The sequence below is a fragment of the Nocardia lasii genome (genome assembly GCF_042658545.1).
GTDB classification, from domain to species: Bacteria; Actinomycetota; Actinomycetes; order Mycobacteriales; family Mycobacteriaceae; genus Nocardia; species Nocardia lasii.
In genome coordinates, this window is sequence record NZ_JBHSQN010000017.1 from 159593 (window position 1) to 186423 (window position 26831).

Sequence of the window (26831 nt, forward strand, 5' to 3'; positions counted from 1 at the left end):
TCGCCCGCTTTTCGCGTGTCCGTCTAGCGGGTGTCCCCGTCGATGCGCAGGCTGCCGCCGGAATTCACCACGCGCATCTCCATGGCCTTGGTCGAGCCGTTGACCGTGATGCTGGCCAGCCGCATGACAGTCGACCCGTCGGCGTTGTTGCCGCTCACGGCGGTGATGCTGGCGAAGCTCTGGATGGTGCGCGCACTCCAGTACTCGCGGAACTCGGACTCGCTGCCGTAGAGCTGCTGGGCGGCGGGGGTGAGCAGGGTCCAGGACCCGCCCGGGTTGCTGAAGAAGTTCTCCACGAGCAGGCCCGCGGACCCGATGTCGACGGTGCCGATATTGCTCGCCTGCCCGATCGGCGGAGCCGTGCTGGTGGGCTTGGTGGTGACGGGCGCCTGGATCGACGTCGTCGGATTCGCCTGTACCCCCGGACCATCGGAGTCCGAACTGCTCATGGCGCTGATCGCCACCGCGACCGCGGCGACGACCGCGCCGACGCCGGCACCGATCAGCACGGCCCGACCCTTGCCCGCCTGCTTGCGCGGCTGGGGTGCGGGCTGAGCCTGGGTGCGCGGGTGCGCGGCGGTGTCGTGGCGCGGCTGCGGACGCGGCGCGGACCTGACCTGGCGGGTCGAGGCGCCCGCGTGCGAGGCCCGGCCGCCCGACTGGCGGATCACCTGGGTGGTCGCGGCGGCGTTGCGCCGGTTGAAGGCCTCGCTGGCGGGCACGAATCCGGCCAGTACCGCGTTCTCGTCCTCGGCGAACTGGGCCAGCGCGTCGCGAGCCTCGGTCATCGTGGGACGGTCGAGCGGGTCGGGGCTGAGCAGGTCGAGCAGGAAATCGGTGGCCGGCCCTGCGTTGTGCGGCTCGCGCACCTGCCCGTTGGCGGCGGCGTAGAGCACGGCGAGCGGGTTGGCGTTGGCGCCGTAGGGCGGTTCGCCTTCCAGTGCGTGGAAAAGCGTTGCCCCGAGGGCGAATACGTCGGCGGCGGGGGTGGGATCGGAGCCGCGCGCCACCTCGGGCGCGAGGTAGGCCGCGGTGCCGCAGATCAATCCGGTCTCGGTCAGCGTCACATCGCCCGCGGCACGGGAGATGCCGAAGTCGGTGATCTTCACCTCACCGTGGTCGCCGAGCAGGATGTTGCCCGGTTTCACGTCGCGGTGCACCAGTCCGGCCTGGTGGGCGGCGATCAGCGAGGACGCGACCTTCTCCCCGATGCGGGCGACCTCACGCAGCGGCAGCGGGCCCTTCTGGCCCAACTCGCCGGCGAGGCTGACCGACTTGAGGTACTCCATCACCAGGCACGGATCACCGTTGTGCTCGGTGATGTCGAAGACCACGATGGCATTGGGATGCTGGAAGCGTGCCGCGTTGCGGGCTTCCCGAATCGCGCGCTGGCGCAACACATCCCGCTCGCCCTCGGGCAAGCTGGGTTTGATGTGGATCTGCTTCACTGCCACGGAGCGTTGGAGGCGTTCGTCGACAGCACGCCATACAACGCCTGTGCCGCCGCTACCAATACGCTCGACCAGGCGGTAATGCTCCGCGATCTTCTGACCGGTATCGATGGCGCCTACTCCGAACCTTCTCGAAATTGTGACATCCCGCGTATTGACCATGGATATGGTCCGCCGTCGAGTGTAGCTGGCGGGGTGATGACCGCGTGCGGCAGCGGGGGGATTGCTCGCCTGCGGAGGGTGGAATGACTCATCGTGTCACACGCAGCATCCGTCCCGCCGCCTCGACCGCCGGTCCCGAGCTGCCCGCGTCGGCGACGAATACCGCGAACGCCAGGTCACCGTCGATTCCGACGAACCAACCGTGGGCGTGGGTGTCGTCGAGATATTCGGCGGTCCCGGTTTTGCCGAGCAGGCCGGGGATATCGCGCAGCGCGGTGGCCGTTCCGGCCGTCACCGTCTCGGCCATCATGGTCTCTATCTGCGAGGTCACCGTCGGCGGCACCGCCACCGGGGCGCGGTCGGGGGTGCCCGGCCGCCCGCGGACGATGCTGGGCGCGGGCGCGGATCCGTTGGCCAGCGAGGCGGCGACGAGCGCCATCCCGAACGGCGAGGCCGTCACGGTGCCCTGCCCGATGCTCGATTCGACCCGCTGGGCGGGCGTCTCGGCGGGCGGAACCTTCCCGGTGACAGTCGTCAAGCCGGGTGTCACATAATCCACCCCGAGTCCGAGCTGCAGTGCGGCCGCGGTGAGCGCGTCAGCGGGCAATGTCACTCCAAGTTCGGCCATCGTGGTGTTGCACGAGCGTGCGAACGCGGTGTGCAGGGGCACCATACCGAGGTCGAAGCCGTTGTCGTTGGGAATCGTGCGACCTTCGATGGTGGCGCGACCCGGACACGGCAGCACGGTGTCGGGCGTGAGGTCGCCCGCCTGCAGCGCGGCGGACACGGTGACGGTCTTGAACGTGGAGCCCGGCGGGTAGAGCCCGGTCAGCGCGATCGCGCCCTCGGCGTCGGCCGGGGCGTTCTGGGCCAGCGCCAACACCTCCCCGGTCGAGGGCCGCAGCGCGACGATGGCGGCCGGGGTGGTGATGGGTGTGAGGGCGTCCTCGGCGGCGTTCTGCAGGTCGATGTCGAGGGTGGCGGCGATGTCGGCGCTCGGCTTCGCGTCGGGCCCGGCGATGCGCTGGGTGCCCTCGGGGGTCCGCGCCCGCACCGCCCAGCCCGCGGTGGCGTCGGTCTGCTCCTGCCAGAGCTGCGCCAGCCCCGCGACGGTGGGACCGGCGAGCGCCTTGTCGACGGTCAGCAGCCGGGTCTGCGGTGTCAGGCCGACCCCGCGCATTCCCGTCAGCGCCGCGCGCACCGGCGCGATGTCGGCTTCGCGCAGGGCCACGGCGGTGATCGATTTACCCTGCGCCGCACCGAGTTCGGCCTGCAATCCGGCCACCGTGACACCCTGCGGCGCGAGTACCCCCGCGACAGCGCCCAGATCGGCATCGGGCGCGACGGTCACCAGCGTCACCACCTGCTCGGTCATCAGCTCCCCACCCGAGGCGTCCAGCACCCGAGCCGGTTTCGCGACGACCGGGCTGTAACTCAGCGGACCGAGGTCGAGGCCGGGCGCCACAGTCTGCGGGTTCCAGTCGATCTTCCAGCCGTTGTCGTCGGCGGCCCGGCCGGTGCTGGTGTAGGTCCACTCGTTGCGACCGTCCGGCCCGAACTTCCAGGTCGATTCCAGGGTGAAGGAGTCGTCGTCGGTGCTCGCGACGCGCACGGTGTCGTTCTTGCCGAGGTTGTCGAACAGGGCGCTCAGCACCGGGCCCGCCTGCTCGGGCGCGTCGGTCATGGCCGCGGCGGCGGACGCGTCACCGCTGGTCAGCGCGGCGGCGAAGGATTCGGCGACCGTCTGCGGTTGATCGGGCCCCGAGGAGCAGCCCAGCGGAAGCGCCGCGAGCACGACGACCAGGATCGAGGCCTTGCGTGGGATCCGCACCCGTCCGAGGGTAACCCCTCCGTGGGGCCGGTGGGGCTGCTGTGACCACCGGCTACCACCAGCCGGTGACCGCCCCGATCTGGCGGCCGAGCTCGGGGGCGAGCGAGCGCGCGTAGCTGGCGGTGAGGTGGTGGTCGTCGCGGTAGATGAGCACATTGCCCTCGACCACCCGGCAGCGCTGCGGTCGACACAGGGCGTCGGACAGGTCGATCGGATACACGCTCGGGTAGCCGGCGGCGGGTTCGGCGGCCGGGTCGTGCGGGTCGAGAACGTCGTTGCGGTTCTGGCCGCAGCTGTCGGGATCACCGCGGTGGGCCAGGCAGTCGGTGGCGCGGTAGAGCACGCCGTCGCGGCGCAGGCGGGGGGTGTCGCGCAGGGCCAGGACATTGAGCCCGCGGTCCTGGAGCGCCGACCACACCTCGAGGTATTCGGCGGGCACCTCGTCGCCGAGGCCGTTCATGCGGTAGCGGGTGGACAGGGTCAGCACCCAGTTCGGCGGTTCGGCCGCGAGTCGGTCGAGGACCTCCAGGGACCACTCGTGGCATTCGGGGAAGGGCCATTCGGCGTAGGAGGGCTGGTCGACGAGCACGACCGGACAGCCCTCCTTGAGGTAGGAGATCACCCGGAACCCGTGTTCGCGGCCGAGCACCTCCAGCGCGGGCAGCCAGTGCTCGGAGTGCGAACCGCCCACCAGCGCGATCGACCGGTCGGCGTTCGGATCGCCGTAGGTGCAGACCCGGACCTCGCGGTTGGGCGTGATACAGCCGTCGGTGGTCGGCGCCGGGGTGTCGGCCTGGCCTTCGAACACGGTGGGGCGCATGGGTTCCGGGGAGTATTCGGCGCCGGAGAACAGCGCGGCCGCCCCCGGATACCGGTGCACGTCCAGGGCCTGCGGCGGCACCGCGGGATTGGCGAGCAACACCAGCTGCCAGCCCAGCGAGCCGATCAGCACCGCCGCCGCCGTGGCCGCGACCAGGAACCCGGTCCCCCGGTGCCTCTCCACGTGCGCCCCGCGCGGGGGCAGGCGCAGCGGTGTCTCGATCAGTCGCGTGGTCGCGTACGCCAGGACCAGCGAGACGCCGATCACCACCAGCCCGTCGACGACCCCGGCGTTGGCCGTCCCGGTCTCACCGAGATAGAAGATCAGGATCGGCCAGTGCCACAGGTACAGCGGATAGGCCATGGCGCCGAGTTCGGTGCACACGCGCCCGGCCAGGACCCGGTTCGGCCAGGCCGTGGCCGTGCCGAAGCCCGAGACGATCACCAGGCAGGCCGCACCCACCGGCCACAGCGCCGCGACGCCAGGAAACTGATTGGCCCCGTCGAAGATCGGCCCGCACGCCAACACCATCGCCACGCCGAGCGCCGCCGCGAGCCCGCGCACCCGGTTCGGCAGCCGCAGCCAGGGCGCGGCCAGCGCCAACACCGCACCGGCCAGCAGCTCCCACCCGCGCGCGAGACTGTCGTAGTAGGTCCACGCCTGGTGCTGGGCGTGACCGGCGGTGGCGTACCAGAACGACAGCGCGCCCAAGCCCACCAGCGCGATCGTCAGCGTGGTCCGCCCGGCCGCACCGCGCCTGCGCAACCAGGCCCACCCCGCCAGCAGCACCACGATCGCCAGGTAGAACTGGCCCTGCACCGACATCGACCACAGGTGTTGCAGCGGACTCACCGACGGATCGGGTGAGAGGTAGTCCTGTTCGGCGATCGCCAGGTACCAGTTCTGGACATAGAACATCGAGGCCATCGTCTGCGCGGCCGCCTCGCCCAACTGGGTGTAGGGCCGCAACACCACCGTCGCGACCAGCACGCCGGCCAGCACGACCACCAGCGACGGCATCAGACGACGCACGGTCCGTCTCGCCGTCTGCATCGGCGCGACCCCGCCGCCGCGTTCCACCGTGCGCACCACGGCGCCGGTGAAGAAGAATCCCGACAGCACCAGGAAGACGTCCACCCCGCCCGAGACGCGGCCCGCCCACACGTGGAACGCGACCACCAGCGCGATCGCTATCCCGCGCAGCCCGTCCAGATCGCCCCGTCTGGTGGCGCCGCCGCGTAGCTCCGCGCCCGAGGTGGCAGGCGGAGCGGATCGAACATTCGGCACCAACGACCCCACAGAATCGGCCCCCACAGAGGAGTTGTTTCCCGGCAAGTAACCATTAATTTGCCGCAGGTCCACCGTGGACGCAAACCGCCGGGCCGTTTCGCCGGGGTGCTAGGGGGTGCGCCAGGGGGTCTCGACCAGGGCTCGGGCGTCGGCGTCGGCGAGGTCGATGTCGAACACCTCGGCGAGAATCTTGGGCAGCTCGGCGGGTTCCAGTTCGCGGGACGTGGCGGTGCCGTCGGGGTATTGCGAGGTCCAGGTGAGGTCGTCGAGGACGTGGTGCGCGTCGGGCAGGAACCGCTGCACGAACGGGCGGGTGGTGAACGGCGAGCGCGGCGCGGTCGACACGAAGTGGTTGCCGACCGCGTAGTCGATGCGGAACTGCGGGTTCTCGGTGAAGGTGTAGCGGTCGAGCCAGCCGTCAGCACCGTGCTGGTACAGCACCCACAGGGCCGGGTCGTCGAGGCGCCGTTCGAGGCGGTAGCGCCACTGTCCGAGGGCGAATTCGCCCGCGCTGTCGACCAATTCGTACGGTTCGAGCGGCCCGAAGCCGAATCCGACGTCGCAGATCCAGACCCGGTCGTCGTCGGGGGTGGTGACGCGGGCCAGGGCGTGGGTCGCCGGGCGGAGCACGCCGGTGTCGGCCACCCCGACGGTGACGCGGCCGCTGAGTCCGGTGACGCCGAAGCCGAGCCGTTCGAGCGCGGCGGCGAACAGGGTGACGTTCTCGTAGCAGTAGCCGCCGCGCTTCTGCCGAATCAGTTTGTCCTGCAAGGAGTTCAGATCCAGGGGGATTCCGCGTCCGAGGAGGATCTCGAGGTTCTCGAACGGGATCGTGGTGGTGTGGGCGCGCACCAGCGCGCGCAGGGTCGGCACCGACGCGGTTCGCGGCCCGTCGTAGCCGATGCGCGCCAGGTACACGTCCAGATCGAGTTCTTCGCCCAGCCACCGGTGATCGTCGCTCATCGCATCCTCTTTTCGTTCGCCTGTCTCGCACAACCGCACGGTGTCGCGGGTTGTTCCCGCTTGTCGGTGCCCGCGCCTACGATCCGCACATGCTCACGATCGACGTCGCGCAGCGCCGCGCCCGCCTGGCGACCAGGCACCGACTCGCGCCCTCGGCCCGCGTGGACGACCCGGTCGAGATCGCTCGCTCGCTGGTGGTCCTGCACGCCACCGACCCGGCGACAGTGTTCCTGTCGGTGGGTGCCCGCGGCCTGGATCTCGTCCCCGCCGACGTCGAGCGGGCCCTCTACGACGACCGCGCGCTGCTGCGCATGCTCGCCATGCGCCGCACCATGTTCGTGGCCCCCACCGAGCTGCTGCCGGTGCTGCAGTCCTCCACCTGCGACGCGCTGGCGCACAAGCAGCGCCGCGCCTACGGCCGCTACATCGAACAGGCCGGTGCGGTCGACGGGGACATCTCGCCGTGGTTGGCCGAGGTCGAAGCCGAGACCCACGCGGCCCTGCTGGCGCGCGGCGCGGCCACCGGCGTCCAACTGAGCAAGGACGTGCCGCGCCTGCGCACCCAGATCGACACCGCCCCCGGCAAGTCCTACTCCAAACCCACCAGCATCACCACCTGGGTCCTGGTCGTGCTCGGGGCGGAGGGCCGCATCGTGCGCGGGCGCCCGAACGGGAGCTGGACCAGCAGCCAGTACACCTGGTCGCCGGTGGAAACCTGGCTACCCCAAGGGTTCTCACCCCTGCCCCCTGACCAGGCCCGCGTGGAACTGGTCCGCAAATGGCTCTACACCTTCGGTCCCGCCCCGGTCACCGACCTGAAGTGGTGGACCGGCTGGACCCTCACCGAAGTCCGAAAAGCCTTGGCGCAGCTCGACATCACCGAGGTCGACCTCGACGGCACCCCCGGCATCATCCTCACCGACGACCTCGCCCCCGTCCCCGCCCCCGAACCCTGGGCCGCGCTGCTCCCCGCCCTCGACCCCACCCCCATGGGCTGGCAATCCCGAGCCTGGTTCCTCGGCCCCCACGCCCCCGCCCTCTTCGACACCAACGGCAACATCGGCCCCACCATCTGGGCCGACGGCCGCATCGTCGGCGGCTGGGCCCAACGCCCCGACGGCGAAATAGCCACCCGCCTCCTCGAACCCGTCACCCCCGAAACCCGCGCCCTCATCGACCACGAAACCACCCGCACCACCACCTGGTACGGCCCCACCCGCTCCATCCCCCGCTTCCGCACCCCCCTCCAACGAGAACTCACCACCTGATACCGGCAGAATCCTGCCGATTGGACCGAATCTCAGCTCGAACCGACCCCGCAATACCCCCAACCGGCAGAATCTTGCCGACTTCCGGCGGCGCCCCCACGAAGCACGTCCACGCCGTGTAGCACAAGTGCTACACTCGGAGTATGGGCACTTTCGGGTTGCGCGAGCTGAGACAACAGGCCTCCGAGCTGGTACGCATGGCGGAGAATGGTGAAGACGTCACCATCACGGTGGCAGGTCGGCCGAGCGTGCGCCTGGTACCGGTCTCTCCCGCACAGTGGCGACGCTACGACGACATCGCCGAACTGTGGTCGGGTCCTGCGGATCCGGATTGGGACAGCGACCGCGATCTGCTCGATCAGCAGCTACGCGATCCGTGGACGAGGTGACCGCCGAGGGCCGGGCCATCCTCGATACCAGCGTCGTGATCACCGAAGGCATCACACCGATTCCCGGCCTCCTCACGATCAGCGCAGCCACGGTCGCAGAGCTCCATTTCGGCGTCCTGGTCGCGAAGTCCGATTCAGTGCGAGCCGAACGCTTACGCAGGTTGACCTTGCTGCAACGCCGCTTCGACGCACTACCCGTCGATGACGCGGTGGCCGCCAGCTACGGCCTCATCGCAGCAGCCGTCGTCAAGGCCGGGCGGCAACCGCGCGCTCGCACAATGGATCTCATCATCGCGGCAACCGCACACGCGCACGCCGCGACTCTCTACACCCGCAATATCGACGACTTCCGCGGACTGGAAGACCTCGTTGAAGTGTTGCCGGTCTGACGCCGGATGCGCTGAGCCGGTTTCAGAATTGCGGAAGAATGTGGGCCGCGATGGGTTCGAGGGGGGCGGGGTCTGATTCCAGTTCGGGGATCATGAGGTAGACGCGGGTGGCGCCGAGAGCGGCGTAGTGGCCTATGCGGTCGACTATTTCGGCGGGGGACCCGGTCAGGCCGGTGGTGCGGAGTTCGTCGACGGGGACGCCGATCAGGGCGGCGCTGCGGGCGAGGTCGGATTCGTCGGTGGTGAGACAGGTGACCAGCGCGACGGAGATCGAACTCAGGACGGCGGCCGGAGAGCGGCGAACTCGTCGGTGACGCGTAGGCCGGAGTCGGTGAAGCGGTAGAGGGCGGCGGGGCGGCCGCCGGTGCGGCCGGGTGGGGCGGTGTCGCCGGTGGGGGTGATCACCTTGCGGCGGGTGAGGACTCGTTGGAGGTTGGTGGTGTCTACGTCGTAGCCGAGTGCGGCGCAATAGATTTCGCGCAGGGTCGACATGGTGAAGATGTCGGGGGCCAGGGCGTAGGCGATGTTGGTGTAGGAGAGTTTGGCGGCCAGGCGGGTGCGGGCGTGGTCGACGACGGTGCGGTGGTCGAAGGACATGTCGGGCAGGTTCGCCACCGGGTGCCAGGTGGTGTCGTCGGGCAATTCCGGTTCGGTGGTCAGCGGAACCAGCCCGAGGTAGGCCGAGGCGATGCGGCGCGGCGCGGGCACCCGGTCGGGATCGGAGAACACCGACAGCTGCTCGAGATGGGCCAACTCGCGCACGTCGACCTTCTCGGCGAGCTGGCGACGCGCGGAGGTGTCGAGGTCCTCGTCGTCGCGTAGGCGCCCGCCCGGCAGCGACCACGTTCCCTTCTGCGGATCGAGTGCCCGTTCCCACAGCAGAACCGCCAACTCCGGGTGCTTGACCCTCCCACCAGCGGAAATGTCGGGGTCGAAGCGGCGAACCTGGAACACCGCGGTGAGCGATTCATGGATGGTGTTACTATGGGGCACGTTTTCGATTATAAGTCGAAAACCTGGTTTGGTGCGAATCGCGGCGACGTAGCCGCGCGCACGAGGAAGGGAGCCACCATGGCGACGACGACTGCACAGCAGACGCTGATGGGTTCGGTATTCGACGGACCCACGGGCTACGCGGGTGTCGAGGCGACGCCGGAATGGGCGCAGGAGGTGCGCCGCCTGGCGCGCGAACGCAACGCGACCATCCTCGCGCACAACTACCAGTTGCCCGAGATCCAGGACGTGGCCGATCACGTCGGCGACTCGCTGGCCCTCTCGCGCATCGCGGCCGAGGCCGAGGAGGACACCATCGTGTTCTGCGGCGTGCACTTCATGGCCGAGACCGCCAAGATCCTCAGCCCGGCCAAGACCGTGCTCATCCCCGACGCGCGCGCGGGCTGCTCGCTGGCCGATTCCATCACCGCCGACGAGTTACGCGCCTGGAAGGCCGAGTACCCCGACGCGATGGTGGTCTCGTACGTGAACACCACCGCCGAGGTCAAAGCCCTCACCGACATCTGCTGCACCTCCTCCAACGCCGTCGACGTGGTCGCCTCGATCGACCCCGACCGCGAGGTACTGTTCCTGCCCGACCAGTTCCTCGGCGCCCACGTCAAGCGCGAGACCGGCCGCGCCAACATGCACATCTGGGCCGGCGAGTGCCACGTGCACGCGGGCATCAACGGCGAGGAGCTCACCGAGCAGGCCCGCACCCACCCCGATGCCGAGCTGTTCGTGCACCCGGAGTGCGGCTGCGCCACCTCGGCGCTGTACCTGGCCGGCGAGGGCTCGTTCCCGGCCGATCGGGTGCACATCCTGTCCACCGGCGGCATGATCGACGCCGCCAAGACCGCCAAGTCCAAGCAGGTGCTCGTCGCCACCGAGATCGGCATGCTGCACCAGCTGCGCAAGGCCGCGCCCGGCATCGACTTCCAGGCCGTCAACGACCGCGCGTCGTGCCCGTACATGAAGATGATCACCCCGGCCGCGCTGCTGCGCTGCCTGGTCGAGGGCGCCGACGAGGTGCACGTCGATCTGGCGATGGCCGAGGCCGGGCGCGCGTCGGTGCAGCGGATGATCGCGATCGGCAACTCCGGCGGTGGCGAGTGACCGGCGCCGTGCGGGCGAACCGGTAACGGCCATGACGGTTCCGGTGTCCTGGGAGGCCGAGGCCGACCTGCTGGTGATCGGCGGCGGCGTCGCCGGTCTCACGGCGGCGCGCACCGCCTCGCTGCGCGGTCTGCGGGTGCTGATCCTGAGCAAGGGCGGCCCGACCGACACCTCCACCCAGTACGCGCAGGGCGGCATCGCCGTGGTCGCGCCGCGCGGCGATTCGGTCGACTCGCACGTGCGCGACACGGTCGAGGCCGGGGTGGGACTGTGTGAGGTCGACGCGGTGCGCTCGATCGTCGCGGGTGGCCAGGCCGCGGTGGCCGCGCTGACCGACCTGGGCGCGGTCTTCGACCTCGGCCGCGACGGTCAGATCTCACGCACCCGCGAGGGCGGACACAGCACCCGGCGCATCATCCACGCCGGCGGCGACGCGACCGGCGCGGAGGTGCAGCGCGCGCTCAACGCGGCGGGGCTGCCGGTGATGTTCGGTGCGGCCGCGCTGCGGGTGCTGACCGGGCCCGAGGGTGTGCGCGGGGTTGTCGCGGTGTCGGACAACGGTTTCGGTGTCGTGCACACCCCCGCCGTGCTGCTGGCGACCGGCGGTCTCGGGCAGCTCTACGCGCTGAGCACCAACCCGCCCGGCGCGACCGGTGACGGTGTGGCACTCGCCCTGTGGGCCGGGGCCGCGGTGGCCGATCTCGAGTTCGTGCAGTTCCATCCGACGGTGCTCTACACGCCCGGCGGGCTGGGTCGACGACCGTTGATCAGCGAGGCGGTGCGCGGCGAGGGCGCGATTCTCGTCGACTCCCACGGCGATTCGGTGACCGCCGGGGTGCATCCGCGCGGCGATCTCGCGCCGCGCGATGTGGTGTCGCGCGCGATCGCGCAGCGGATGCGCGCGCTCGGCACCGATCACGTCTTCCTCGACGCACGAGCCATCGACGGGTTCGCCCAGCGTTTCCCGACGATCACCGCCTCGTGCCTGGCCGCGGGCATCGACCCTGCGGCACAACTGATTCCGGTCGCCCCGGCCGCGCACTACCAGTGCGGTGGCGTGCTCACCGACACCGACGGTCGGACCGGCATCGCGGGGCTCTACGCGGCGGGCGAGGTGGCCAGGACCGGCTTGCACGGCGCGAACCGGTTGGCGTCCAACAGCCTGCTCGAAGGGCTCGTCGTCGGCGAGCGGGCCGGTGCGGCGGCCGTCGAACGGCTCGGCGTGCGGGCTCGGGTCGACGAGATCGACTCGTGGACAGTGGAATTCACCGACCGCGCGGTGATACAGCAGGCGATGACCGAGCACGCGTCGGTGGTGCGCGACGGCGGCGGACTCGCCGAGGCACTGCGACGGATCGAGGGGGCGACATCGACGGTCACCTCCGAATCCAGCGGGTGGTCCATCCGCGACGCCCGCACGAAACAAGCTGTGCCGGTGGCGGTTTCGCTGACCGCCGCACAGCAGGTTCGGCGCGTCGAGGACGCGGCGCTCACGCTCACCGCGCGGGCGCTGCTGGTCGCGGCGGCCGCGCGCACCGAGAGCCGCGGCTGTCACACACGGTCCGACTACCCGGACACCGTGGAAGGCCGTCTGCACAGCACAGCGGTCCGCCTCGATCCGCACACCGGGCTCACCCTGTCCCCCGTGCCGTCGAACTCCGCCGCGCTACCGATGGGCGCACGGTGAGCGGGCGCGGTCGGCCGGACCGAAGTCGCCGCGCCAGGGGCTAGCACCTCGTAAACCGCAGTCGTACATCCTTTTTCGCGAAGTCACCTTCGCCCTTTCGACCCCGGCGCCCCCCGCGCCCTCGACCTAGGAGTGCAGTAATGGCTCTGGACCCCACTCTCGACCGCGATGAGCTGCTGACGCTGATCCGCACCGCCCTCGACGAGGACCTGCGCTACGGACCCGACATCACCACCGTGGCCACCGTGCCCGCCGACGCGGTGAGCAAGGCCTCGGTCGTCTCGCGTCAGCACGGCACCGTCGCGGGGATCGACGTGGGTCTGCTCGTGCTCGACGAGGTGCTCGGGGCGGGCAGCTACGAGATCGCGGCGCGGGTCGACGACGGCACGCGCGTGGAACCGGGCACCTCGGTGCTCAGCGTCGTCGCGCCCACCCGCGGCCTGCTCACCGCCGAGCGCACCATGCTCAACCTGGTGTGCCACCTGTCCGGCATCGCCACCGCCACCGCGGCCTGGGTCGACGCGGTCGAGGGCACCGGGTGCCAGATCCGCGACAGCCGCAAGACGCTGCCCGGCCTGCGCGCCCTGCAGAAGTACGCGGTCCGCGCGGGCGGGGGCGTCAATCACCGGATGGGGTTGGGCGACGCCGCGCTGATCAAGGACAACCATGTCGTCGCCGCCGGTTCGGTCGTCGACGCGCTGCGGGCGGTGCGGACGCTGGCCCCGGAGATCGCCTGCGAGGTGGAGGTCGACAGCCTCGAACAGCTCGACGCCGTCCTCGCCGAGAACGTCGAACTGGTTCTGCTCGACAACTTCCCGCTGTGGCAGACCCAGGCCGCGGTGCAGCGGCGCGATACCGCCGCACCGGCCACGAAGCTCGAGTCCTCCGGCGGGTTGTCGCTGGAGCAGGCCGCCGAGTACGCGGGCACCGGCGTGGACTACCTGGCGGTCGGCGCGCTGACCCATTCGGTGCGGGTGCTCGACCTCGGGCTCGATATGTGAGGCTGTGACATGCGGTTCGGCATCCATGGCGCGGCGGTAGCTCGCCGGTAGCCTCGCGGGATGAGTCGCTGGAACCAATACGGTTTGCCACTGCTTCTGGCGCTGTGCTCGACGTTGCTGGTCACGGTGATGGGCCTGGTCGCCGAGGATCTGCTGCCTGCCGCCGTGGTGCAGATCATCGTGTTCTTCGTGCTGCTGTTCCTGTTCCTGCTGGTGGGCTTGCTGCAACTGCGGTATCTGTGGCGGCGCAACACCTCCGGCACGCTGTACTACCTGCGCGCCGACAGCAGCCGGGTGCCCTCGCTGCATCAGGCCGCCATCGCGGCGGCGGCCGAGGAGACCCAGGATCTGTGCGCGGTGCGGCGCACGTTCTCCACCGCCACCGACGACGGGGTGGTGGATCTGCGCGAGACCGTGGCCGAGGTGCGCGCGATCTTCGACGCCGCGCTCAACGGCGACAGCAGCGATTCCGGGTACTCGGTGGTGCCCGACTTCGCCTGGCCGATCGCGGTCGCGATCGGCTACGACTGGCTGCCGCGCGCGGGTACCCGCCTGCTCGCCGTCGACGACCACCATCCCACCGCGGCCTTCTCCTATCCGGCGCCGCCGCCACACACCCCCGGCGCGCGGGCGACGACCCCGTTCACGCCGCTGCCGACGGTGATGCACGCGCAGATCGTGGACAAGGCCGCGGTGGTCCTGCCCGACGGACCCGCCGAAGACACCGCGGCCCAACACATTCGACTGATCATCATCGTCTCGCGCGGCGATATGGCCGAGATGATGGACGCCACCTCCGCCCCCGGCCGACGCCTCACCGCCCTGGAACTGGCCGACACCGGCGGCCGCTTCCCCACCTTCGCCGTCGGCTACGGCACCTCCCCCGACGCCCCGACCCTCGAACTGCGCGGCGACGGCAACGGTGGCCACGACCTGCGCGCGGCCGCCGACCAACTCACCGACGCCATCCGCACCTACCTCGACCGCTTCCCCCACGCCCGCATCGAACTGGTCCTCGACGCCCCCGACATCGTCTCCCTCGCCGTCGGCTGGCGCCTGGCCAACCCCGCCGACGCGGGCATGCGCTCCCGCATCTGGGAATTCTGGGACCGTGCCATCCCCCTCTACGGCGACGTGGCCCCCACCGGCGAACCCCGCGTGGTCGCCCTCTGGGCCCACCCGGCCCAGGCCGAACCACCCCCGCGGTGAGTCGATCACCGTGGGTGCATACTGCACCCACGGTGATACGCTGGTGTTATGCCGAAAGTGATTCAGATTCGCGATGTGCCCGATGATGTTCACGACGCGTTGTCCGCCGCGGCGGCAGCGGAAGGTCTGTCCCTGACGCGCTATCTGCTGCGCGAACTCGACCAGGTGGCGCGACGCACGCAGATCGCCCGGCACAACAGCACCGTGATTCATCGGACCCGCGACGAAGTCGGCGCGACCGTCGATCGGGAAACGGTGTTGTCGGCGCTGCGCGAAGGTCGCGGCGAGTGATCGTCATCGATGCCGCAGTGGTCGTCGACCTGGTCATCGGCGTAGTCGACCCCGCCTGCCTCGGCGACGAGGAACTGGCCGTTCCCCACCTGATCGACAGCGAGGTCACCAACGCCCTGCGACTACTCGCCCGCGTCGGCGCGCTCACCGAAACCCAAGCGGCCCTGGCCTTCGACGGTTTCACCCAGCTGATCCTGACCCGCTTCCCCGCCGAACCCCTCCGCCCCCGAATGTGGGAACTGCGCGGCAACCTCAGCGCCTACGACGCCACCTACGTAGCCCTCACCGAAGCCCTCGCCGCCACCGCCCTCCTGACCACCGACGCCCGCCTCGCCACCGCCCCGGGCCTCACCTGCCGAGTCGACGTCGTGTAGTTCAGGAATCGTGGTGGCGGGTGCGGTGTTTCGGGGTGCGGCGGTAGGTGCGGGCGCTGGGGACGGGGGTGGCGGCAGACGAGGTGCGCAGGGCGTGGCGGCGGCGCCAGGCGGTGAGGTCGGGGCGCTCGGGCGCCGGCTTCTTGTCGGTCTTCATTGTCTGGTTCTCCCCCGTCGATACGATGCTTTCAGGATAGGGAGCCAGGGTGGTCGGGATCCACTGGTTTTCGGGGGGGGCGACGCTATTGCTTGTCGGGCGGTGCGTCGGACTTGTCCGCGGGTTTGCCCATCGGGGCGCCGATCAGCACGTCGGCCCACCGGGTGGACGGGTCCATGTCGAGCAGTAGCGCCTTCACCAGCAGGGTCAGCGGGATCGCCAGCAGGGCACCGAGCGCGCCGATCACCCAGGCCCAGAAGACCAGGGACAGGAAGGTGACCGTGACGCCGAGGCCGACCGCGTCGCCGACGAACTTGGGTTGGATGATCGACTGGATGACGAAGTTGATCACCGAATAGACCACGATCACCCAGATCATCAGCACCGGCCCGCTGTCGAGCAGGGCCAGCAGCGCGGGCGGGATCACCCCGATCACGAAGCCGACATTGGGGATGTAGTTGGTGATGAACGACAGCAGCGCCCACAGCACCGGCAGCGGCACCCCCATCAACCACAGCGCCCCACCGTCGAGCACCGCCACGATGGCCCCGAACACCGTGGACACCACCAGATACCGGCGCGTCCCGTTCGCGAAGGACAGCAGTGCCTGCGCGATCGCGGGCCGCTGCTCCTTGACCACCTGGATGCGACGCCCCATGCTCATCCCGTCGAAGGCCATGAACAGCAGCAGCGCCAGCACGAAGAACAGATTGGAGAACAGCCCGAGCACCCCGCCGAGCACCTGTTCCACGACCCCGGCCGCCTTGCCGACGTCGATGCCGTTGAGCGCGTTGTGGATCTGTTCGTCGCCGACGCCCCAGTTCGACAACCACCCGCGCCCGTGGTCGAGCAGCTCGTTGAGTTTGTCGTCGTATTGCGGAAGCAGGGTCGCCAACTGCACCGCCGACAGCGCCAGCGCGCCGCCGATGCCGACCAGGATCGCGATCACCGCCAGCAGCGCCCCGACCATCCCGGTCCACGCGGGCCACCCGCGCCGCTGCGCCCATTCCTGAATCGGCTGCACCGCCACGGTGAGCATGAGCGCGAGGAACACCGGACCGATCACCCCGGAGAACGCCTTCATCCCGGCGATCGCCACCACCGCGGCGGCCACCGACAGCAGCACGATCAGGCCGCGCGGAATGGACCAGTCCTCGGCGACACGAACTTCGGTGGCAGAACTCGACTTGTCCATCGGCGCTCCTCGGATCGGGCCGACCACCGAGGATTTCGGCGTCGCACGCCGGTCGTGCGAGGTGGGGCGCACCGTCGACAGCATCGAACGAACCGACGGTACCCGCCGAAAGCCCGCCGACCCGGCTGGCCGACGGGCGAGTTGGACAACGAATCAGGCGCGCGGGGGCGAACTCGGGTCGAAGTCGGCGGTGGGCCGCGTGGGTTCGACACCGTAGGGCTGCCGGTAGTCCTCGTCGAACTCGGCGGGCCGCAGATCACCGAGCAGTCCGGCGGATCCGGTGCCGAGGTCGGTGCGCGGGTGCAGGGCGGTGAGGAACAGCAGGATCAGCGCGGCCAGGAACGGCTGCACCACCAGCGCGAGCGAGGTCCCGACTTCGGCGGGCAGCGCGACGATCTGACCGATCGCCGGCTCGTCGGGTCGCGGATGTCGAACGCCCGCAACCCATTCCCCGATCCACATCATCAGCGCCGCCCCGAGCGCGGAGGCGAGCAGCACGCCGAGCACCAGCGCGGGACCGCGCGCGACGCGCACCCGCCATGCCCCCGCCACACTCAGCACCGCGACCACCGCGCCGATGCACAGGAACATCCCGACCCCGTCGAACAGGTGCTGGCTCTCCCCGGTGAGCACGGCCGCGCGACCGGGCTGGGTCACCCGCAGCCGTTCGGTCGGCGCGAGCACACCCCAGACGACCCCGGCGAGAGCGCTCGCCACGAGCACCACGCCCGTGACGACGCCGACCCCGATCAGCTCGCGCCGCAACACCTCCGGGCGTTCTCCGCCGCCGAGCACTACCGACGTTCCAGCTGGGCCGATTCGATGATTCCGTGCCGGGAGCACTTGGCCCACCAACCGTCCGGGCTGATCTGCACGATCATGCGCCGACCACACTGCTCACAGAACCGCGGCGGCTCGAGCCCGAGCGCGGCCGACGCGGGGGTCGCGTCGTCGAGTCCGGGCACGATTCGCTTGCCCGTGAACGGGTTGTAGCGCTCATCCATCGCAGTCCTTCGTGCTGGTCGGGGTCGATTCTCGATCGTACACAGCGGTTTACAGAGTGTCGTTGAACGCCTTGATCGGCATCTTCAACTCGCCGAGCAGATCCAGATCCGATTCGGCCGGACGACCGAGCGTGGTGAGGTAGTTGCCGACGATGACGGCGTTGATGCCGCCGAGCATGCCCTGCTTGGCACCGAGGTCGCCCAGGGTGATCTCGCGACCACCGGCGAAGCGCAGGATGGTGCGCGGCAGCGCGAGGCGGAACGCGGCGATGGCGCGCAGCGCGTCGGCGGCGGGCAGCACCTCGAGATCGCCGAACGGGGTGCCGGGGCGCGGGTTGAGGAAGTTCAGCGGCACCTCGTCGGGCTCGAGCGAGGCCAGCTGCGCGGCGAATTCGGCGCGCTGCTCGATGGTTTCGCCCATGCCGAGGATGCCGCCGCAGCACACCTCCATGCCCGCTTCGCGCACCATGCGCAGGGTGTCCCAGCGCTCCTCGTAGGTGTGGGTGGTGACGACCTTGGGGAAGTGCGACTTGGCGGTCTCGAGGTTGTGGTTGTAGCGGTGCACGCCCATGGCGGCGAGCTGGTCGACCTGTTCCTGGTTGAGCATGCCCAGCGAGCAGGCGACCTGGATGTCGACCTCGTTGCGAATGGCCTCCACACCGGCGGCGACCTGCGCCATCAGGCGCGCGTCGGGCCCGCGCACGGCGGCCACGATGCAGAATTCGGTGGCGCCGGTCTTGGCGGTCTGCTTGGCCGCCTCGACCAGGCTGGGGATGTCGAGCCAGGCCGCGCGCACCGGCGACTGGAACAGGCCCGACTGCGAGCAGAAGTGGCAGTCCTCGGGGCAGCCGCCGGTCTTGAGGCTGATGATGCCCTCGACCTCGACCTCGGGGCCGCACCACTTCATCCGCACCTCGTGGGCGAGTTCGAGCAGCGCCTCGAGCCGGTCGTCGCCCAGCCGCAGCACCTCGACGGTCTGGGCCTCGGACAGGCCCTCGCCACGATCGAGCACCTGCTCACGGGCGATGGCCAGAATGTCGGTCTGGACGGGGGCCTGCGTCACGACGTGATGTCCCTTCGACGGGGGTATTCGCACGAGCCGCGGGTGTGATCCACCCGGCGTAGCCGTGCAACTTGAACGGTGTTCAGGATAGGGTAGCGGCTGAACGTGAGTCACGACACTCGGGTCGCGAAATCGGACGGAAGGACACGCGTGCACCTGCGCAAGACGGATGTGGTCGATGCCGCTGTCGCGATCCTGGACGAGTACGGGCTCGCCGATCTGACGATGCGGCGCCTGGCCGGCTCGTTGCAGGTGCAGCCGGGTGCGCTGTACTGGCACGTCAAGGACAAGCAGAGCCTGCTCGGCGCGGTGGCCGACCGCGTCCTGGCCCCGATGGACGCGCCCGTCACGGCCACCGAGTGGCCCGCGCAGCTCACCGAACTGGCGCATCGCCTGCGCGACTGCCTGCTGTCCTATCGCGACGGCGCCGAACTGGTCTCGGCCACCTACGCCTCCCGGCTGACCACGAGCAAGGCGCGGGAACGGTTGGCGGGCATCGTCATTCGTGCCGGGATGACCAGGGAGGAGGCCGATCTCACGGCCTACACCCTGCTCTACTACGTCCTGGGTCAGACCGTCGACGAGCAGTCGCGCATGCAGATGGATTCGGTCGGCGCGCTGCCGCCCGAGACCACTCCCCTGCTCGAAACCCCCGATCCCACCGCGCGTTTCGACTTCGGTCTGCAACTGTTCATCGCGGGCGTGCGGGCGGTGCTCGGGGCGCGGGTGCGCTGATCAGGGGTCGCCGCGGTTGGCGTCCTGGTAGCGGCGCACGAACGGCAGCACCTGCGATTCGATGACCGCGTTGTACTCGGCGGGTCGTTGGATCGGGTTCGCGTGTCCGATCTCGGTGGGCCGCACCACCAGCAGCGTGCCGTCGACCCCGCCGGACTTCTCGATCAGGATCTCGTGCGAGTACTCCACGTCGACCACCTGGTCGCGGGCGGCGTCGCGGGGCCGGATGAACACGATCGCCGGGTTGCGCTTGGTCGGATTCGGACGGGCCAGGGCGGCGAGGTCGGCGGTGCCGCCACCGGCGACGATGGCGAGGAACTGCGCTTCGATCAGTCCGTTGCTCGCGGCGTCATCGGAGAAGATCTTGTCGCGCAACACTTCCGAGGTGGTCTCGCGCAGTTCGTCGAGGTCGATCGCGGGCAGCAGTCCGCCCGGCTGCTCGAAACGTTCACGCCGCGCGGACATCTCGACCGCGAACCGCAGCGACCGACTCTCCCTCGCCCCGGGCAACCACCCCAGCCAGCGCACCAGTTCGGCACCGCGACTGCGACTTTCGGGGCGCACCGCGTCGAGGTCCAACGGTGTGCAGTCCAGGATCACCGCCACCAGCCGCCGATTGCTGTGCTCGTGGATGTGGCGGGCCACCTCGAGCGCGATCACCCCGCCCATGCTGTGGCCGACCAGCACGATATTGCGCACATTGCCGTAGGTGGCCGCGCGCACGATCATGTCGGCGATGACCTTGGTGTCGATACCGGCGTTGTCGTAGCGCACCGCCCACACCACCCCGAGCTGGTTCAGCACCGGCAGCGCCGCGGCGGTCGGCACCGCGTTGACGCCCCCGAGCCCGACCAGATCGACCACCGCGGTGTCCCAATCGCGGGAATCCGCAGGCAGATCGACAGGCAGCAGCTCCGGCGAGGTCGTCGCGAGCCGTTCGCGTTCGGGGGCCACATCGTGGGTCCAGTACTGCCCGAACACGATCAGCGCGACCAGCAGCACCCCGATGATCCGCAGCACCACCAGCCGGGTCCGGCGCAATCGGCGCCAACCGTGTCCCAGCCGGGTTTCTCGCAACCGTTCCCGTCGGCGAGCATCGTCGAAGTCCGCGACGGTGGACGGATGCCGTTCCGGAAATGACGACATCCCTCCACCGTACGGACGACTCGGTCGTCCGGTCGGGCCGTCAGTTCGCGGAGCGGCGCGCGAAGCTGCTGGGCGGTTCGCCGAAAATCTTGCGGAAATCACGGCTGAGGTGGGCATCCGTCGCACGCCCGTGCCGCGGGCTCACAGGTCGGGATCCACGCTGGAAACAGCGGCGGGCTCCGGGCGGAGACGGCCGGGGAACCAGCGATACATCGCGAGCGCGCCCAAGCCGACGCCGAACGCCATCACCGCGCCCGCGGCGGCCAGGCCGGCGAGCGCGCCGATCACGCCGACCGCGACCGGGCCCGCGAACGCCCCCACATCGTGGGTCAACCGCCAGGCGCCGAGGAATTCCGCGCGGCGGTCGGGTGGGGAGGCGAAGGCGCCCACGGTCATGATCAGGCCGTTGCTCAGCCCGTTGGCCAGGCCGAGCAGCATGGTCGCGATGCCCATGGTGAGCGCGGAGTGGGTGAACGGCAGGACCGCGTACCCGAGGGCGAAGCAGATGCCGCAGGCGGTGCCGGTGACCCGGCTGCCCGCCCGGTCGAGCCACACCCCGGCCGGATAGGACATCAGCACGTCGATGGCGCCGGCCAGGCCGAACAGCAAACTCGTGGTGGCCGGATCGATTCCCAGATGCGCCGCCCACAGCGGCAACAGCACCGCCCGCGACGCCCTGGCCGCCCCGACCGAGACCGAGGCGAGCCCGAGCGTGCCGAGGATCCGGCGGTTCTCCGACAGCACCGTGTGCACCGGCCGCAACAGCGCCGGATCACCGATCTCGCTGGACCGGATCGCCAACATCGCCAGCGCGGCCACCACCGTGGTCACCAACTGCAACCACAGCGCCCCGACCGGCCCCAACCCGTGTACCAGGGCCGCACCGAGGAACGGCCCGCAGAAGAAGCCGAGCCGGTGCGAACCCGCCAGCGCCGACATGGCGCGTCCGCGCTGGTGCGGCGCGACCACCGACACCAGATAGGTCTGGCGCGCCAATCCCCACACCGCGCTCGCGGCACCGTTGAGCAGCATGCCCACCGCGAGCACCCCGAGGCCGGGCGCGAAGATCGCCGCGAGCACACCCACCGTGCCGAGCACGCTGCCCACGCCGATCGCCGCCCGCTCCCCGATCCGGGCGACGATGCGGCCCGCGGGCAGGTCGGCGAGCACCATCCCGAGCCCGCCGAGCGCCACGATCAGCCCCGCCAGGCCGGCCGAGGCCCCGAGATCCAGGGCCCGCAGGGCATACATGGGCGCGGCCGCACCCGCGCCGGTGCCGTACAGCGCCATCGGCGCGAACACCGGCCAGACCAGCGAACGCAAGTGCGGCGGTGCGGTTTCCAGCGTCGCGCTCATCGCGAACTATCCGTCAGGCACACGAACCGAACGCGTCCGCAGTCCCGGGTCCGGGGCCGGCGTCGCCCGGGTCGAGCGGCACAGTGCCCGACAACCCGCGGCCGAACCGCCGACGACGCGAGAGCGAAGCCACGGTCCACCGCGTCGGCGCACCGTCGACAACTCCGCGACGGATACCCACCCGGACAGCAACAGTCGGCGGATTCCGCGCTCATCCGACGACAGCGGGCGACTGCGCGAACCGACTCTCCGGGCGGGTGAGCCCGAAGTGATCGCGCAGGGTCGTGCCGGTGTACTCGGTGCGGAACAGCCCGCGCTCCTGCAGGATCGGCACCACCGTCTCGGCGAAGACCTCGAGCCCGCCGGGGTAGTACGGCGGCATCACGTTGAATCCGTCGGCCGCGCCCTGGGTGAACCACTCCTCGATCGTGTCAGCGACCTGCTCGGGTGTCCCGGCGAAGACCCGGTGACCTCGAGCACCCGCGAGCCGGTGCAGCAGTCCGCGCAGGGTCGGGCGCTCGCGTTCGACGATGCCGGCCACCACCTGCAACCGGCTGCGCGCGTTGTCGGTGACATCGCCCGCCCCCGCGAAGGCTTCCACCGGCACCGGCTCGTCGAGCGCGTAGCCGCGCAGCGATGTCCCGGTGATCGATTCCAGCTGCTTGATCCCGTACTCGGGCACGGTCAGCTCGTTGAACTCGCGCTCCAACCGCAGCGCGCCCGCCTCGGTATCGGCGATGAACGGGCTGATCCCGGGCAGGATCTTCACCTCGTCGGCGGTCCGCCCGAACTCGGCGGCCTTGGACTTGATATCGGCGTAGAAGGCCTGCGCGTCCGAAAGTCGTTGGTGCGCGGTGAAAATCGCTTCCGCGTACTTGCCCGCGAATGCCCGACCCTCGTTCGAGGCACCGGCCTGCACCAGCACCGGCCGCCCCTGCGGGGTCCGCGCGGAGTTGAACGGCCCACGCACACTGAGGTGTTCGCCCACGAAGTCGATCGGATGGATCTTGTCAGGATCGGCGTAGATGCCCGCCGCCCGGTCGAGCACGATCGCGTCGTCCTCCCAGCTGTCCCACAGCCCCACCACCGCGTCCACGAACTCGCGCGCACGGGCATAGCGGTGCGCGTGATCGGGATGACGTTCGAGCCCGAAATTGGCCGCGGCCAAATCGGTTCCGGTGGTGACGATGTTCCAGCCCGCGCGACCACCGGAGATGTGATCGAGCGAGGAGAACAGCCGAGCCAGGTTGTAGGGCTCGTAGTAGGTGGTCGACGCGGTCGCGATCAGGCCCAGATGTGTTGTCGCCGAAGCGATCGCGGTGAGCAGGGTGATCGGCTCGAGGCCCGGCGCGGCGTTGTGGCGCACGTCGGTGCGCAGCGCGGGACCGTCGGCGAAGAACACCGCGTCGAGCTTGGCGGCCTCGGCGGTGCGCCCGATCTCCTGGTAGTAGGAGACGTCGTAGATGCGGTCGGGCCTGCTGTCGGGATGCCGCCAGGCCGCCTCGTGGTGGCCGGAGGGGTAGATGAACGCGTTGAGACTGAGCTGACGCGGTGCACTCATGACGCCTGTTTCACTTTCTCGAGTTCGGTGGTGTCGACGCCGAGTCCGGCCAGCAGGACCTCACGCAGGCGCACGAACTCCGGGTGCGCGTGCCTGCGCGGCCGCGGGATCTCGATGCGCTGATCGATGGCGATCCGTCCCTCGTCGAGGACGAGCACCCGGTCGGCGAGCAGCACCGCCTCGTCCACATCGTGGGTCACCAGCAGCACGGCGGGCCGGTGCCGCTCGCACAGCGCCTGCAACAGCGCGTGCATCCTGATCCTGGTCAGCGCGTCGAGCGCGCCGAACGGTTCGTCGGCCAGCAGCAGTTCCGGCTCGCGCACCAGCGAGCGGGCCAACGCCACCCGCTGCTGCTCGCCACCGGAAAGCTCACGCGGCCATGCCTTCTCGCGGCCGGCGAGGCCGACCTCGGCCAGTGCCGAGCGCCCCCGCTGCGCCGCGTCGCGCCCGGTCAACCCGAGCACCACGTTGTCGAGCACCCGCGACCACGGCAGCAGCCGCGAATCCTGGAACACCACCGCGCGCTGCGTCGGCACGGTCAGCTCGCCCGAGCCGGGCACCTCGGAGTCGAGTTCGGCCAGTGCCCGCAGCAGCGTGCTCTTGCCCGAACCGCTGCGACCGAGCAGCGCGACGAACTCCCCGCGCCGGATCTCGATGTCGACGCCGTCGAGCACGACGCGCTGCCCGAACCCACGGGTCAGGGCGCGGGTGCGCACGACGACCCGCTCGTCGGAGCTCAGTCGCCCAGTGTCTGTCGCCATGCCAGCACCTTTCGTTCCGTTGCCCGCACGGCGAGGTCGCCGAACAGTCCGAGCAGTCCGTAGATCACCAGGCCGACCACGATCACGTCGATCTGGCCGTAGGTGCGTGCCTGCGACATCAGGTAGCCGATGCCGCTGGTCGCGTTGACCTGCTCGACCACCACCAGCGCCAGCCACGAGATGGTCACCGCCAACCGCAGCCCGAGGAAGAAGCCCGGCAGCGAACCCGGCAGCGCGATCCGCCGCAGGAACCCCCACCGCGACAACCCGACGGTCTCGGCGAGCTCCACATACCGCGCGTCCACGCTGCGCAGGTAGGCGTGGGTATTGATGTAGACCGGGATGAGCACGCTGGTCGTGATGACGATCAGCTTCATCTCCTCGCCGATGCCGAACCACACGATGAACAGCGGGATCAGCGCCAGCGTCGGGATGGCGCGTTTGATCTGCACCGGCCCGTCGACCACGGCTTCACCGAGCCGGCTCAGGCCGGCGATCAGCGCGAGCACCACGCCGATCGCGACACCGAGCACGAGGCCGATCACCGCGCGTTGCAGCGAGGTCAGCAGGTTGGATTGCAGTCGGCCGTCGGCGATCAGATCGCCCGCGGTCTGCGCGATCGTCCACGGCGCGGGCAGCGTCTCCGGGTCGATCGCGCCGATCGCGGAGCCGACCACCCAGGTGCCGATGAGCAGCGCCGGACCGATCGCGAAGCCGAACGGGATCGGCTTGCCCGGCCCGAGCCTACGACTGCCCCGCCCGCGCGGGGCGAGCGCCTCGACCGGGGCCGTGCTCGTCCTGATCCGCCGCAGCACACCCGTGTCGAGGGTGGCCATCAGCTCGCCGCCGGCGCGAACGCCGCCCCGCTGGCATTGACGGCCTCGGTGACGGCCGCGTCGAAGCGCAGGTCGAAACCGTCGACGGCCTTGATCTTCTTGGGCAGCTCGCCCACGGCGTCGATCGCGTCGATGGTGGCCTGCTGGCGGGCGACCAGGGCGTCGTCGAGGTGCGGGAAGGTGTAGGTGCCGAGCGAATCGATGATCCGCTTGGCGTCGTCGGCGCTGACCTTCTGGCTGTCGACGTAGTAGCGCGCGGCCCATTCGTCGCGGTGGGTGTTGGTCCACTGCCAGGCGCGCACGAACGCGCCGACCAGGGCGCGGGTGGCCGCGGCCTTGGCGGGATCCTGAACCACCGCGCGACGCGCGTACAGGTAGGCCAGTCCGCTGTAGATGCCGGTGGTCTCCGAATCCGGGATCACCGAGGTGCCCTGGGTCCGCAGCAGGCGGGTCACATTGGGCTCGATCAGCGGCGCGACATCGACCTGGCCGGTGCGCACCGCGTCGAGGAACTCGGCCAGCTGCAGCCGGACCAGCTCCACATCGGTGGGCTTCAGCCCGGCCTTGGTGAGCGCCTTGAGCACCGACGCCTGCTGGGCGGTGCCTTCGGCGTACGCGATCTTCTTACCCTTGAGGTCGGTGAGCTTGCTGATCGAACGACCCGGCGCCACGGCGAGTTTCAGTGCCGACGGGCTGGTCTGGTAGGAGCCGATGATCGGCACGTCCTGGCCCGCGGCCAGGGCGTGGATCGGCGGGACGTCGCCGACCTGGCCGACATCAGCCGCGCCGGCCCGGAAGGCCTCGAGAATGGCGGGACCGCCGACGAAGTTCGCGAACTCGATCTTGAACGGCAACTTGTCCAGCTCGCCGGACAACCGCAGCGCCGTCTGCAGACGCTCCTGCTGATCGGCCACGACCAGGGTGGTGCCGGGCGGGACCTCGGTCGGCAGCGCGGCATCCGGGGTACCGATCGGTGCCTCGTTACCCGTCGCGCAGCCGGTCAGGCCGAGGGTTGCGGCGGTGGCCATCGCGACGAGCGCGGCGGTGGCGCGGCCACGCAGGCCGGGCAGGGAGAAAGTCGATCGGTGCATGAATGAATTCAAACAATCGGCGACCGTCCAGAATACCTTTAGCTTTGGCGTGATTCGAATTACCCGCCGCCACAACCGAGTTCGTCGCCGATCTCACCGCACCACAGGTCAGCCGGTGCGTCGGCCCCTCAGTCGACGGTGCCGCGCTCGGCCAACGAGGTCAGCTTCGCCAACGCCATCTGCCACCCGATCTCGTTGTCGGCCGGGCTCAGCCCCGCCGGCACGTCCTCGTGCAGAATGTCGAGCCGGGTGCCACCGTCCTCGTCGGAGAGGGTGAATGTGACGGTCTGCGCGCCGGTCATATCCGGGCGCACCGTCACGAACTCGAGCGCCTCGACGATCTGCTCGTCCGGCACGAGCGAACGGAAGGTGCCGAAGTAGGCATCGTGCTGCAGCTCGGACTGTCCCGACTCGGTCTGGGCGTCGTAGATGAGCGTGATCGAGAACGACCCGCCGACCTCCGGCTCGAATCGGTGTACCTCGCTGGCCATTCCGTCGGGCACCATCCATACCCGTACCGCGTCGCCGTCGAGAAGCAGCCGATAGACGGTCGAACGCGGCGCGTCGATATGCGTGCCGATCCTGGTGGTCGCCATTGCTCCACGATAGCTGGGGTTCGGTGATCGGCAACGCAAAAAGGCCCCCAGCAATGCTGGGGGCCTTTCGCAATGATGTTCCGGCAGTGTCCTACT

The 26831-nt window shown here is 69.9% G+C and carries 27 protein-coding genes; 10 read left to right on the forward strand and 17 right to left on the reverse strand.

Annotation, left to right across the window (positions count from 1 at the left end; all coding sequences use genetic code 11):
- Positions 1-23 precede the first annotated feature (23 nt).
- The 4 genes from ACFP3H_RS26005 to ACFP3H_RS26020 all read right to left on the reverse strand — a co-directional run bounded on the left by ACFP3H_RS26005 (position 24) and on the right by ACFP3H_RS26020 (position 6517).
- Entirely contained in the window at positions 24-1613 is a 1590-nt protein-coding gene (locus ACFP3H_RS26005; protein ID WP_378609878.1) for a protein kinase domain-containing protein, read from the reverse strand.
- An 88-nt stretch (positions 1614-1701) separates the two neighbouring features.
- Positions 1702-3444: a penicillin-binding transpeptidase domain-containing protein gene (locus ACFP3H_RS26010; RefSeq protein ID WP_378609879.1), complete on the reverse strand. Its 1743-nt coding sequence runs from the start codon at positions 3442-3444 to the stop codon at positions 1702-1704.
- Between the two features lie 52 nt (positions 3445-3496).
- Positions 3497-5551, reverse strand: a complete 2055-nt coding sequence (locus ACFP3H_RS26015) for an acyltransferase family protein (RefSeq protein ID WP_378609881.1) — start codon at positions 5549-5551, stop codon at positions 3497-3499.
- A 111-nt stretch (positions 5552-5662) separates the two neighbouring features.
- Positions 5663-6517 carry an arylamine N-acetyltransferase family protein gene (locus ACFP3H_RS26020; protein ID WP_378609883.1) on the reverse strand — a complete coding sequence of 285 codons (855 nt, stop codon included), beginning with the start codon at positions 6515-6517 and terminating at the stop codon, positions 5663-5665.
- A gap of 89 nt (positions 6518-6606) precedes the next feature.
- Between ACFP3H_RS26020 and ACFP3H_RS26025 the strand changes: the two genes are divergently transcribed.
- The 3 genes from ACFP3H_RS26025 to ACFP3H_RS26035 all read left to right on the forward strand — a co-directional run bounded on the left by ACFP3H_RS26025 (position 6607) and on the right by ACFP3H_RS26035 (position 8563).
- Positions 6607-7785: a winged helix DNA-binding domain-containing protein gene (locus ACFP3H_RS26025; RefSeq protein WP_378609884.1), complete on the forward strand. Its 1179-nt coding sequence runs from the start codon at positions 6607-6609 to the stop codon at positions 7783-7785.
- Between the two features lie 143 nt (positions 7786-7928).
- Complete coding sequence (locus ACFP3H_RS26030; RefSeq protein ID WP_378609886.1) at positions 7929-8174, forward strand: type II toxin-antitoxin system Phd/YefM family antitoxin; 246 nt, start codon at positions 7929-7931, stop codon at positions 8172-8174.
- Complete coding sequence (locus tag ACFP3H_RS26035) at positions 8162-8563, forward strand: PIN domain-containing protein (protein ID WP_378609887.1); 402 nt, start codon at positions 8162-8164, stop codon at positions 8561-8563. The genes ACFP3H_RS26030 and ACFP3H_RS26035 overlap by 13 nt, the downstream gene beginning before the upstream one ends.
- A gap of 276 nt (positions 8564-8839) precedes the next feature.
- On the opposite strand, the gene ACFP3H_RS26040 is transcribed toward ACFP3H_RS26035, so the two are convergent.
- Positions 8840-9556, reverse strand: coding sequence for an NUDIX hydrolase (locus ACFP3H_RS26040; RefSeq protein ID WP_378609889.1), 717 nt, complete (start codon positions 9554-9556; stop codon positions 8840-8842).
- Positions 9557-9634: 78 nt separating this feature from the next.
- Between ACFP3H_RS26040 and nadA the strand changes: the two genes are divergently transcribed.
- From nadA to ACFP3H_RS26070, 6 genes are all read left to right on the forward strand, one after another.
- Positions 9635-10672 carry a quinolinate synthase NadA gene (nadA, locus tag ACFP3H_RS26045; RefSeq protein ID WP_378609890.1) on the forward strand — a complete coding sequence of 346 codons (1038 nt, stop codon included), beginning with the start codon at positions 9635-9637 and terminating at the stop codon, positions 10670-10672.
- A 31-nt stretch (positions 10673-10703) separates the two neighbouring features.
- Positions 10704-12359 carry an L-aspartate oxidase gene (locus ACFP3H_RS26050; RefSeq protein ID WP_378609892.1) on the forward strand — a complete coding sequence of 552 codons (1656 nt, stop codon included), beginning with the start codon at positions 10704-10706 and terminating at the stop codon, positions 12357-12359.
- A 140-nt stretch (positions 12360-12499) separates the two neighbouring features.
- Positions 12500-13360 carry a carboxylating nicotinate-nucleotide diphosphorylase gene (gene nadC / locus ACFP3H_RS26055; RefSeq protein WP_378609893.1) on the forward strand — a complete coding sequence of 287 codons (861 nt, stop codon included), beginning with the start codon at positions 12500-12502 and terminating at the stop codon, positions 13358-13360.
- Between the two features lie 60 nt (positions 13361-13420).
- Positions 13421-14569, forward strand: a complete 1149-nt coding sequence (locus ACFP3H_RS26060) for a hypothetical protein (RefSeq protein ID WP_378609895.1) — start codon at positions 13421-13423, stop codon at positions 14567-14569.
- A 48-nt stretch (positions 14570-14617) separates the two neighbouring features.
- Positions 14618-14860: a FitA-like ribbon-helix-helix domain-containing protein gene (locus tag ACFP3H_RS26065; protein WP_378609896.1), complete on the forward strand. Its 243-nt coding sequence runs from the start codon at positions 14618-14620 to the stop codon at positions 14858-14860.
- Positions 14857-15234 carry a type II toxin-antitoxin system VapC family toxin gene (locus ACFP3H_RS26070; RefSeq protein WP_378609898.1) on the forward strand — a complete coding sequence of 126 codons (378 nt, stop codon included), beginning with the start codon at positions 14857-14859 and terminating at the stop codon, positions 15232-15234. The genes ACFP3H_RS26065 and ACFP3H_RS26070 overlap by 4 nt, the downstream gene beginning before the upstream one ends.
- Position 15235: 1 nt before the next feature.
- On the opposite strand, the gene ACFP3H_RS26075 is transcribed toward ACFP3H_RS26070, so the two are convergent.
- The 5 genes from ACFP3H_RS26075 to bioB form a co-directional block, all read right to left on the reverse strand.
- Positions 15236-15391, reverse strand: coding sequence for a hypothetical protein (locus tag ACFP3H_RS26075; RefSeq protein ID WP_378609900.1), 156 nt, complete (start codon positions 15389-15391; stop codon positions 15236-15238).
- Positions 15392-15476: 85 nt separating this feature from the next.
- On the reverse strand, positions 15477-16586 hold the full coding sequence (locus ACFP3H_RS26080) for an AI-2E family transporter (protein ID WP_378609901.1): 1110 nt from the start codon (positions 16584-16586) through the stop codon (positions 15477-15479).
- 153 nt (positions 16587-16739) lie between these two features.
- A complete protein-coding gene (locus tag ACFP3H_RS26085; RefSeq protein WP_378609902.1) occupies positions 16740-17381 on the reverse strand; it encodes a DUF2567 domain-containing protein in 642 nt (213 codons plus the stop codon).
- Entirely contained in the window at positions 17381-17590 is a 210-nt protein-coding gene (gene bsaP, locus ACFP3H_RS26090; protein ID WP_378609903.1) for a biotin synthase auxiliary protein BsaP, read from the reverse strand. The genes ACFP3H_RS26085 and bsaP overlap by 1 nt, the downstream gene beginning before the upstream one ends.
- 49 nt (positions 17591-17639) lie before the next feature.
- On the reverse strand, positions 17640-18653 hold the full coding sequence (gene bioB, locus ACFP3H_RS26095; RefSeq protein ID WP_378609904.1) for a biotin synthase BioB: 1014 nt from the start codon (positions 18651-18653) through the stop codon (positions 17640-17642).
- Positions 18654-18803: 150 nt separating this feature from the next.
- Between bioB and ACFP3H_RS26100 the strand changes: the two genes are divergently transcribed.
- Complete coding sequence (locus tag ACFP3H_RS26100) at positions 18804-19388, forward strand: TetR/AcrR family transcriptional regulator C-terminal domain-containing protein (RefSeq protein WP_378609905.1); 585 nt, start codon at positions 18804-18806, stop codon at positions 19386-19388.
- On the opposite strand, the gene ACFP3H_RS26105 is transcribed toward ACFP3H_RS26100, so the two are convergent.
- The 7 genes from ACFP3H_RS26105 to ACFP3H_RS26135 all read right to left on the reverse strand — a co-directional run.
- Positions 19389-20534 (reverse strand): alpha/beta fold hydrolase, encoded by a 1146-nt coding sequence (locus ACFP3H_RS26105; protein WP_378609907.1) that lies wholly within the window; start codon positions 20532-20534, stop codon positions 19389-19391. It abuts the gene before it with no gap.
- Between the two features lie 141 nt (positions 20535-20675).
- On the reverse strand, positions 20676-21890 hold the full coding sequence (locus ACFP3H_RS26110; RefSeq protein WP_378609908.1) for an MFS transporter: 1215 nt from the start codon (positions 21888-21890) through the stop codon (positions 20676-20678).
- Positions 21891-22101: 211 nt separating this feature from the next.
- Positions 22102-23451: an LLM class flavin-dependent oxidoreductase gene (locus tag ACFP3H_RS26115; protein ID WP_378609910.1), complete on the reverse strand. Its 1350-nt coding sequence runs from the start codon at positions 23449-23451 to the stop codon at positions 22102-22104.
- On the reverse strand, positions 23448-24212 hold the full coding sequence (locus ACFP3H_RS26120; protein WP_378609911.1) for an ABC transporter ATP-binding protein: 765 nt from the start codon (positions 24210-24212) through the stop codon (positions 23448-23450). The genes ACFP3H_RS26115 and ACFP3H_RS26120 overlap by 4 nt, the downstream gene beginning before the upstream one ends.
- Positions 24188-25048 carry an ABC transporter permease gene (locus ACFP3H_RS26125; protein WP_378609913.1) on the reverse strand — a complete coding sequence of 287 codons (861 nt, stop codon included), beginning with the start codon at positions 25046-25048 and terminating at the stop codon, positions 24188-24190. Before ACFP3H_RS26125 ends, ACFP3H_RS26120 begins: the two co-directional genes overlap by 25 nt.
- Complete coding sequence (locus ACFP3H_RS26130; protein WP_378609914.1) at positions 25048-26139, reverse strand: ABC transporter substrate-binding protein; 1092 nt, start codon at positions 26137-26139, stop codon at positions 25048-25050. The genes ACFP3H_RS26125 and ACFP3H_RS26130 overlap by 1 nt, the downstream gene beginning before the upstream one ends.
- 128 nt (positions 26140-26267) lie before the next feature.
- A partial coding sequence (locus tag ACFP3H_RS26135) for an SRPBCC domain-containing protein (protein ID WP_378609916.1) occupies positions 26268-26831 on the reverse strand: 564 nt, incomplete at its 5' end.

Excerpts from the sequence above, each read along its gene's own strand:
- ACFP3H_RS26065 (WP_378609896.1), top strand. The coding sequence starts at position 14,618 with ATGCCGAAAGTGATTCAGATTCGCGATGTGCCCGATGATGTTCACGAC.
- ACFP3H_RS26025 (WP_378609884.1), top strand. The coding sequence starts at position 6,607 with ATGCTCACGATCGACGTCGCGCAGCGCCGCGCCCGCCTGGCGACCAGG.
- ACFP3H_RS26120 (WP_378609911.1), bottom strand. The coding sequence starts at position 24,212 with ATGGCGACAGACACTGGGCGACTGAGCTCCGACGAGCGGGTCGTCGTG.
- ACFP3H_RS26115 (WP_378609910.1), bottom strand. The coding sequence starts at position 23,451 with ATGAGTGCACCGCGTCAGCTCAGTCTCAACGCGTTCATCTACCCCTCC.
- ACFP3H_RS26125 (WP_378609913.1), bottom strand. The coding sequence starts at position 25,048 with ATGGCCACCCTCGACACGGGTGTGCTGCGGCGGATCAGGACGAGCACG.
- ACFP3H_RS26130 (WP_378609914.1), bottom strand. The coding sequence starts at position 26,139 with ATGCACCGATCGACTTTCTCCCTGCCCGGCCTGCGTGGCCGCGCCACC.
- ACFP3H_RS26060 (WP_378609895.1), top strand. The coding sequence starts at position 13,421 with ATGAGTCGCTGGAACCAATACGGTTTGCCACTGCTTCTGGCGCTGTGC.
- bsaP (WP_378609903.1), bottom strand. The coding sequence starts at position 17,590 with ATGGATGAGCGCTACAACCCGTTCACGGGCAAGCGAATCGTGCCCGGA.
- ACFP3H_RS26075 (WP_378609900.1), bottom strand. The coding sequence starts at position 15,391 with ATGAAGACCGACAAGAAGCCGGCGCCCGAGCGCCCCGACCTCACCGCC.
- ACFP3H_RS26050 (WP_378609892.1), top strand. The coding sequence starts at position 10,704 with ATGACGGTTCCGGTGTCCTGGGAGGCCGAGGCCGACCTGCTGGTGATC.
- ACFP3H_RS26020 (WP_378609883.1), bottom strand. The coding sequence starts at position 6,517 with ATGAGCGACGATCACCGGTGGCTGGGCGAAGAACTCGATCTGGACGTG.
- nadC (WP_378609893.1), top strand. The coding sequence starts at position 12,500 with ATGGCTCTGGACCCCACTCTCGACCGCGATGAGCTGCTGACGCTGATC.
- ACFP3H_RS26030 (WP_378609886.1), top strand. The coding sequence starts at position 7,929 with ATGGGCACTTTCGGGTTGCGCGAGCTGAGACAACAGGCCTCCGAGCTG.
- ACFP3H_RS26110 (WP_378609908.1), bottom strand. The coding sequence starts at position 21,890 with ATGAGCGCGACGCTGGAAACCGCACCGCCGCACTTGCGTTCGCTGGTC.
- nadA (WP_378609890.1), top strand. The coding sequence starts at position 9,635 with ATGGCGACGACGACTGCACAGCAGACGCTGATGGGTTCGGTATTCGAC.
- ACFP3H_RS26105 (WP_378609907.1), bottom strand. The coding sequence starts at position 20,534 with ATGTCGTCATTTCCGGAACGGCATCCGTCCACCGTCGCGGACTTCGAC.
- ACFP3H_RS26080 (WP_378609901.1), bottom strand. The coding sequence starts at position 16,586 with ATGGACAAGTCGAGTTCTGCCACCGAAGTTCGTGTCGCCGAGGACTGG.
- ACFP3H_RS26005 (WP_378609878.1), bottom strand. The coding sequence starts at position 1,613 with ATGGTCAATACGCGGGATGTCACAATTTCGAGAAGGTTCGGAGTAGGC.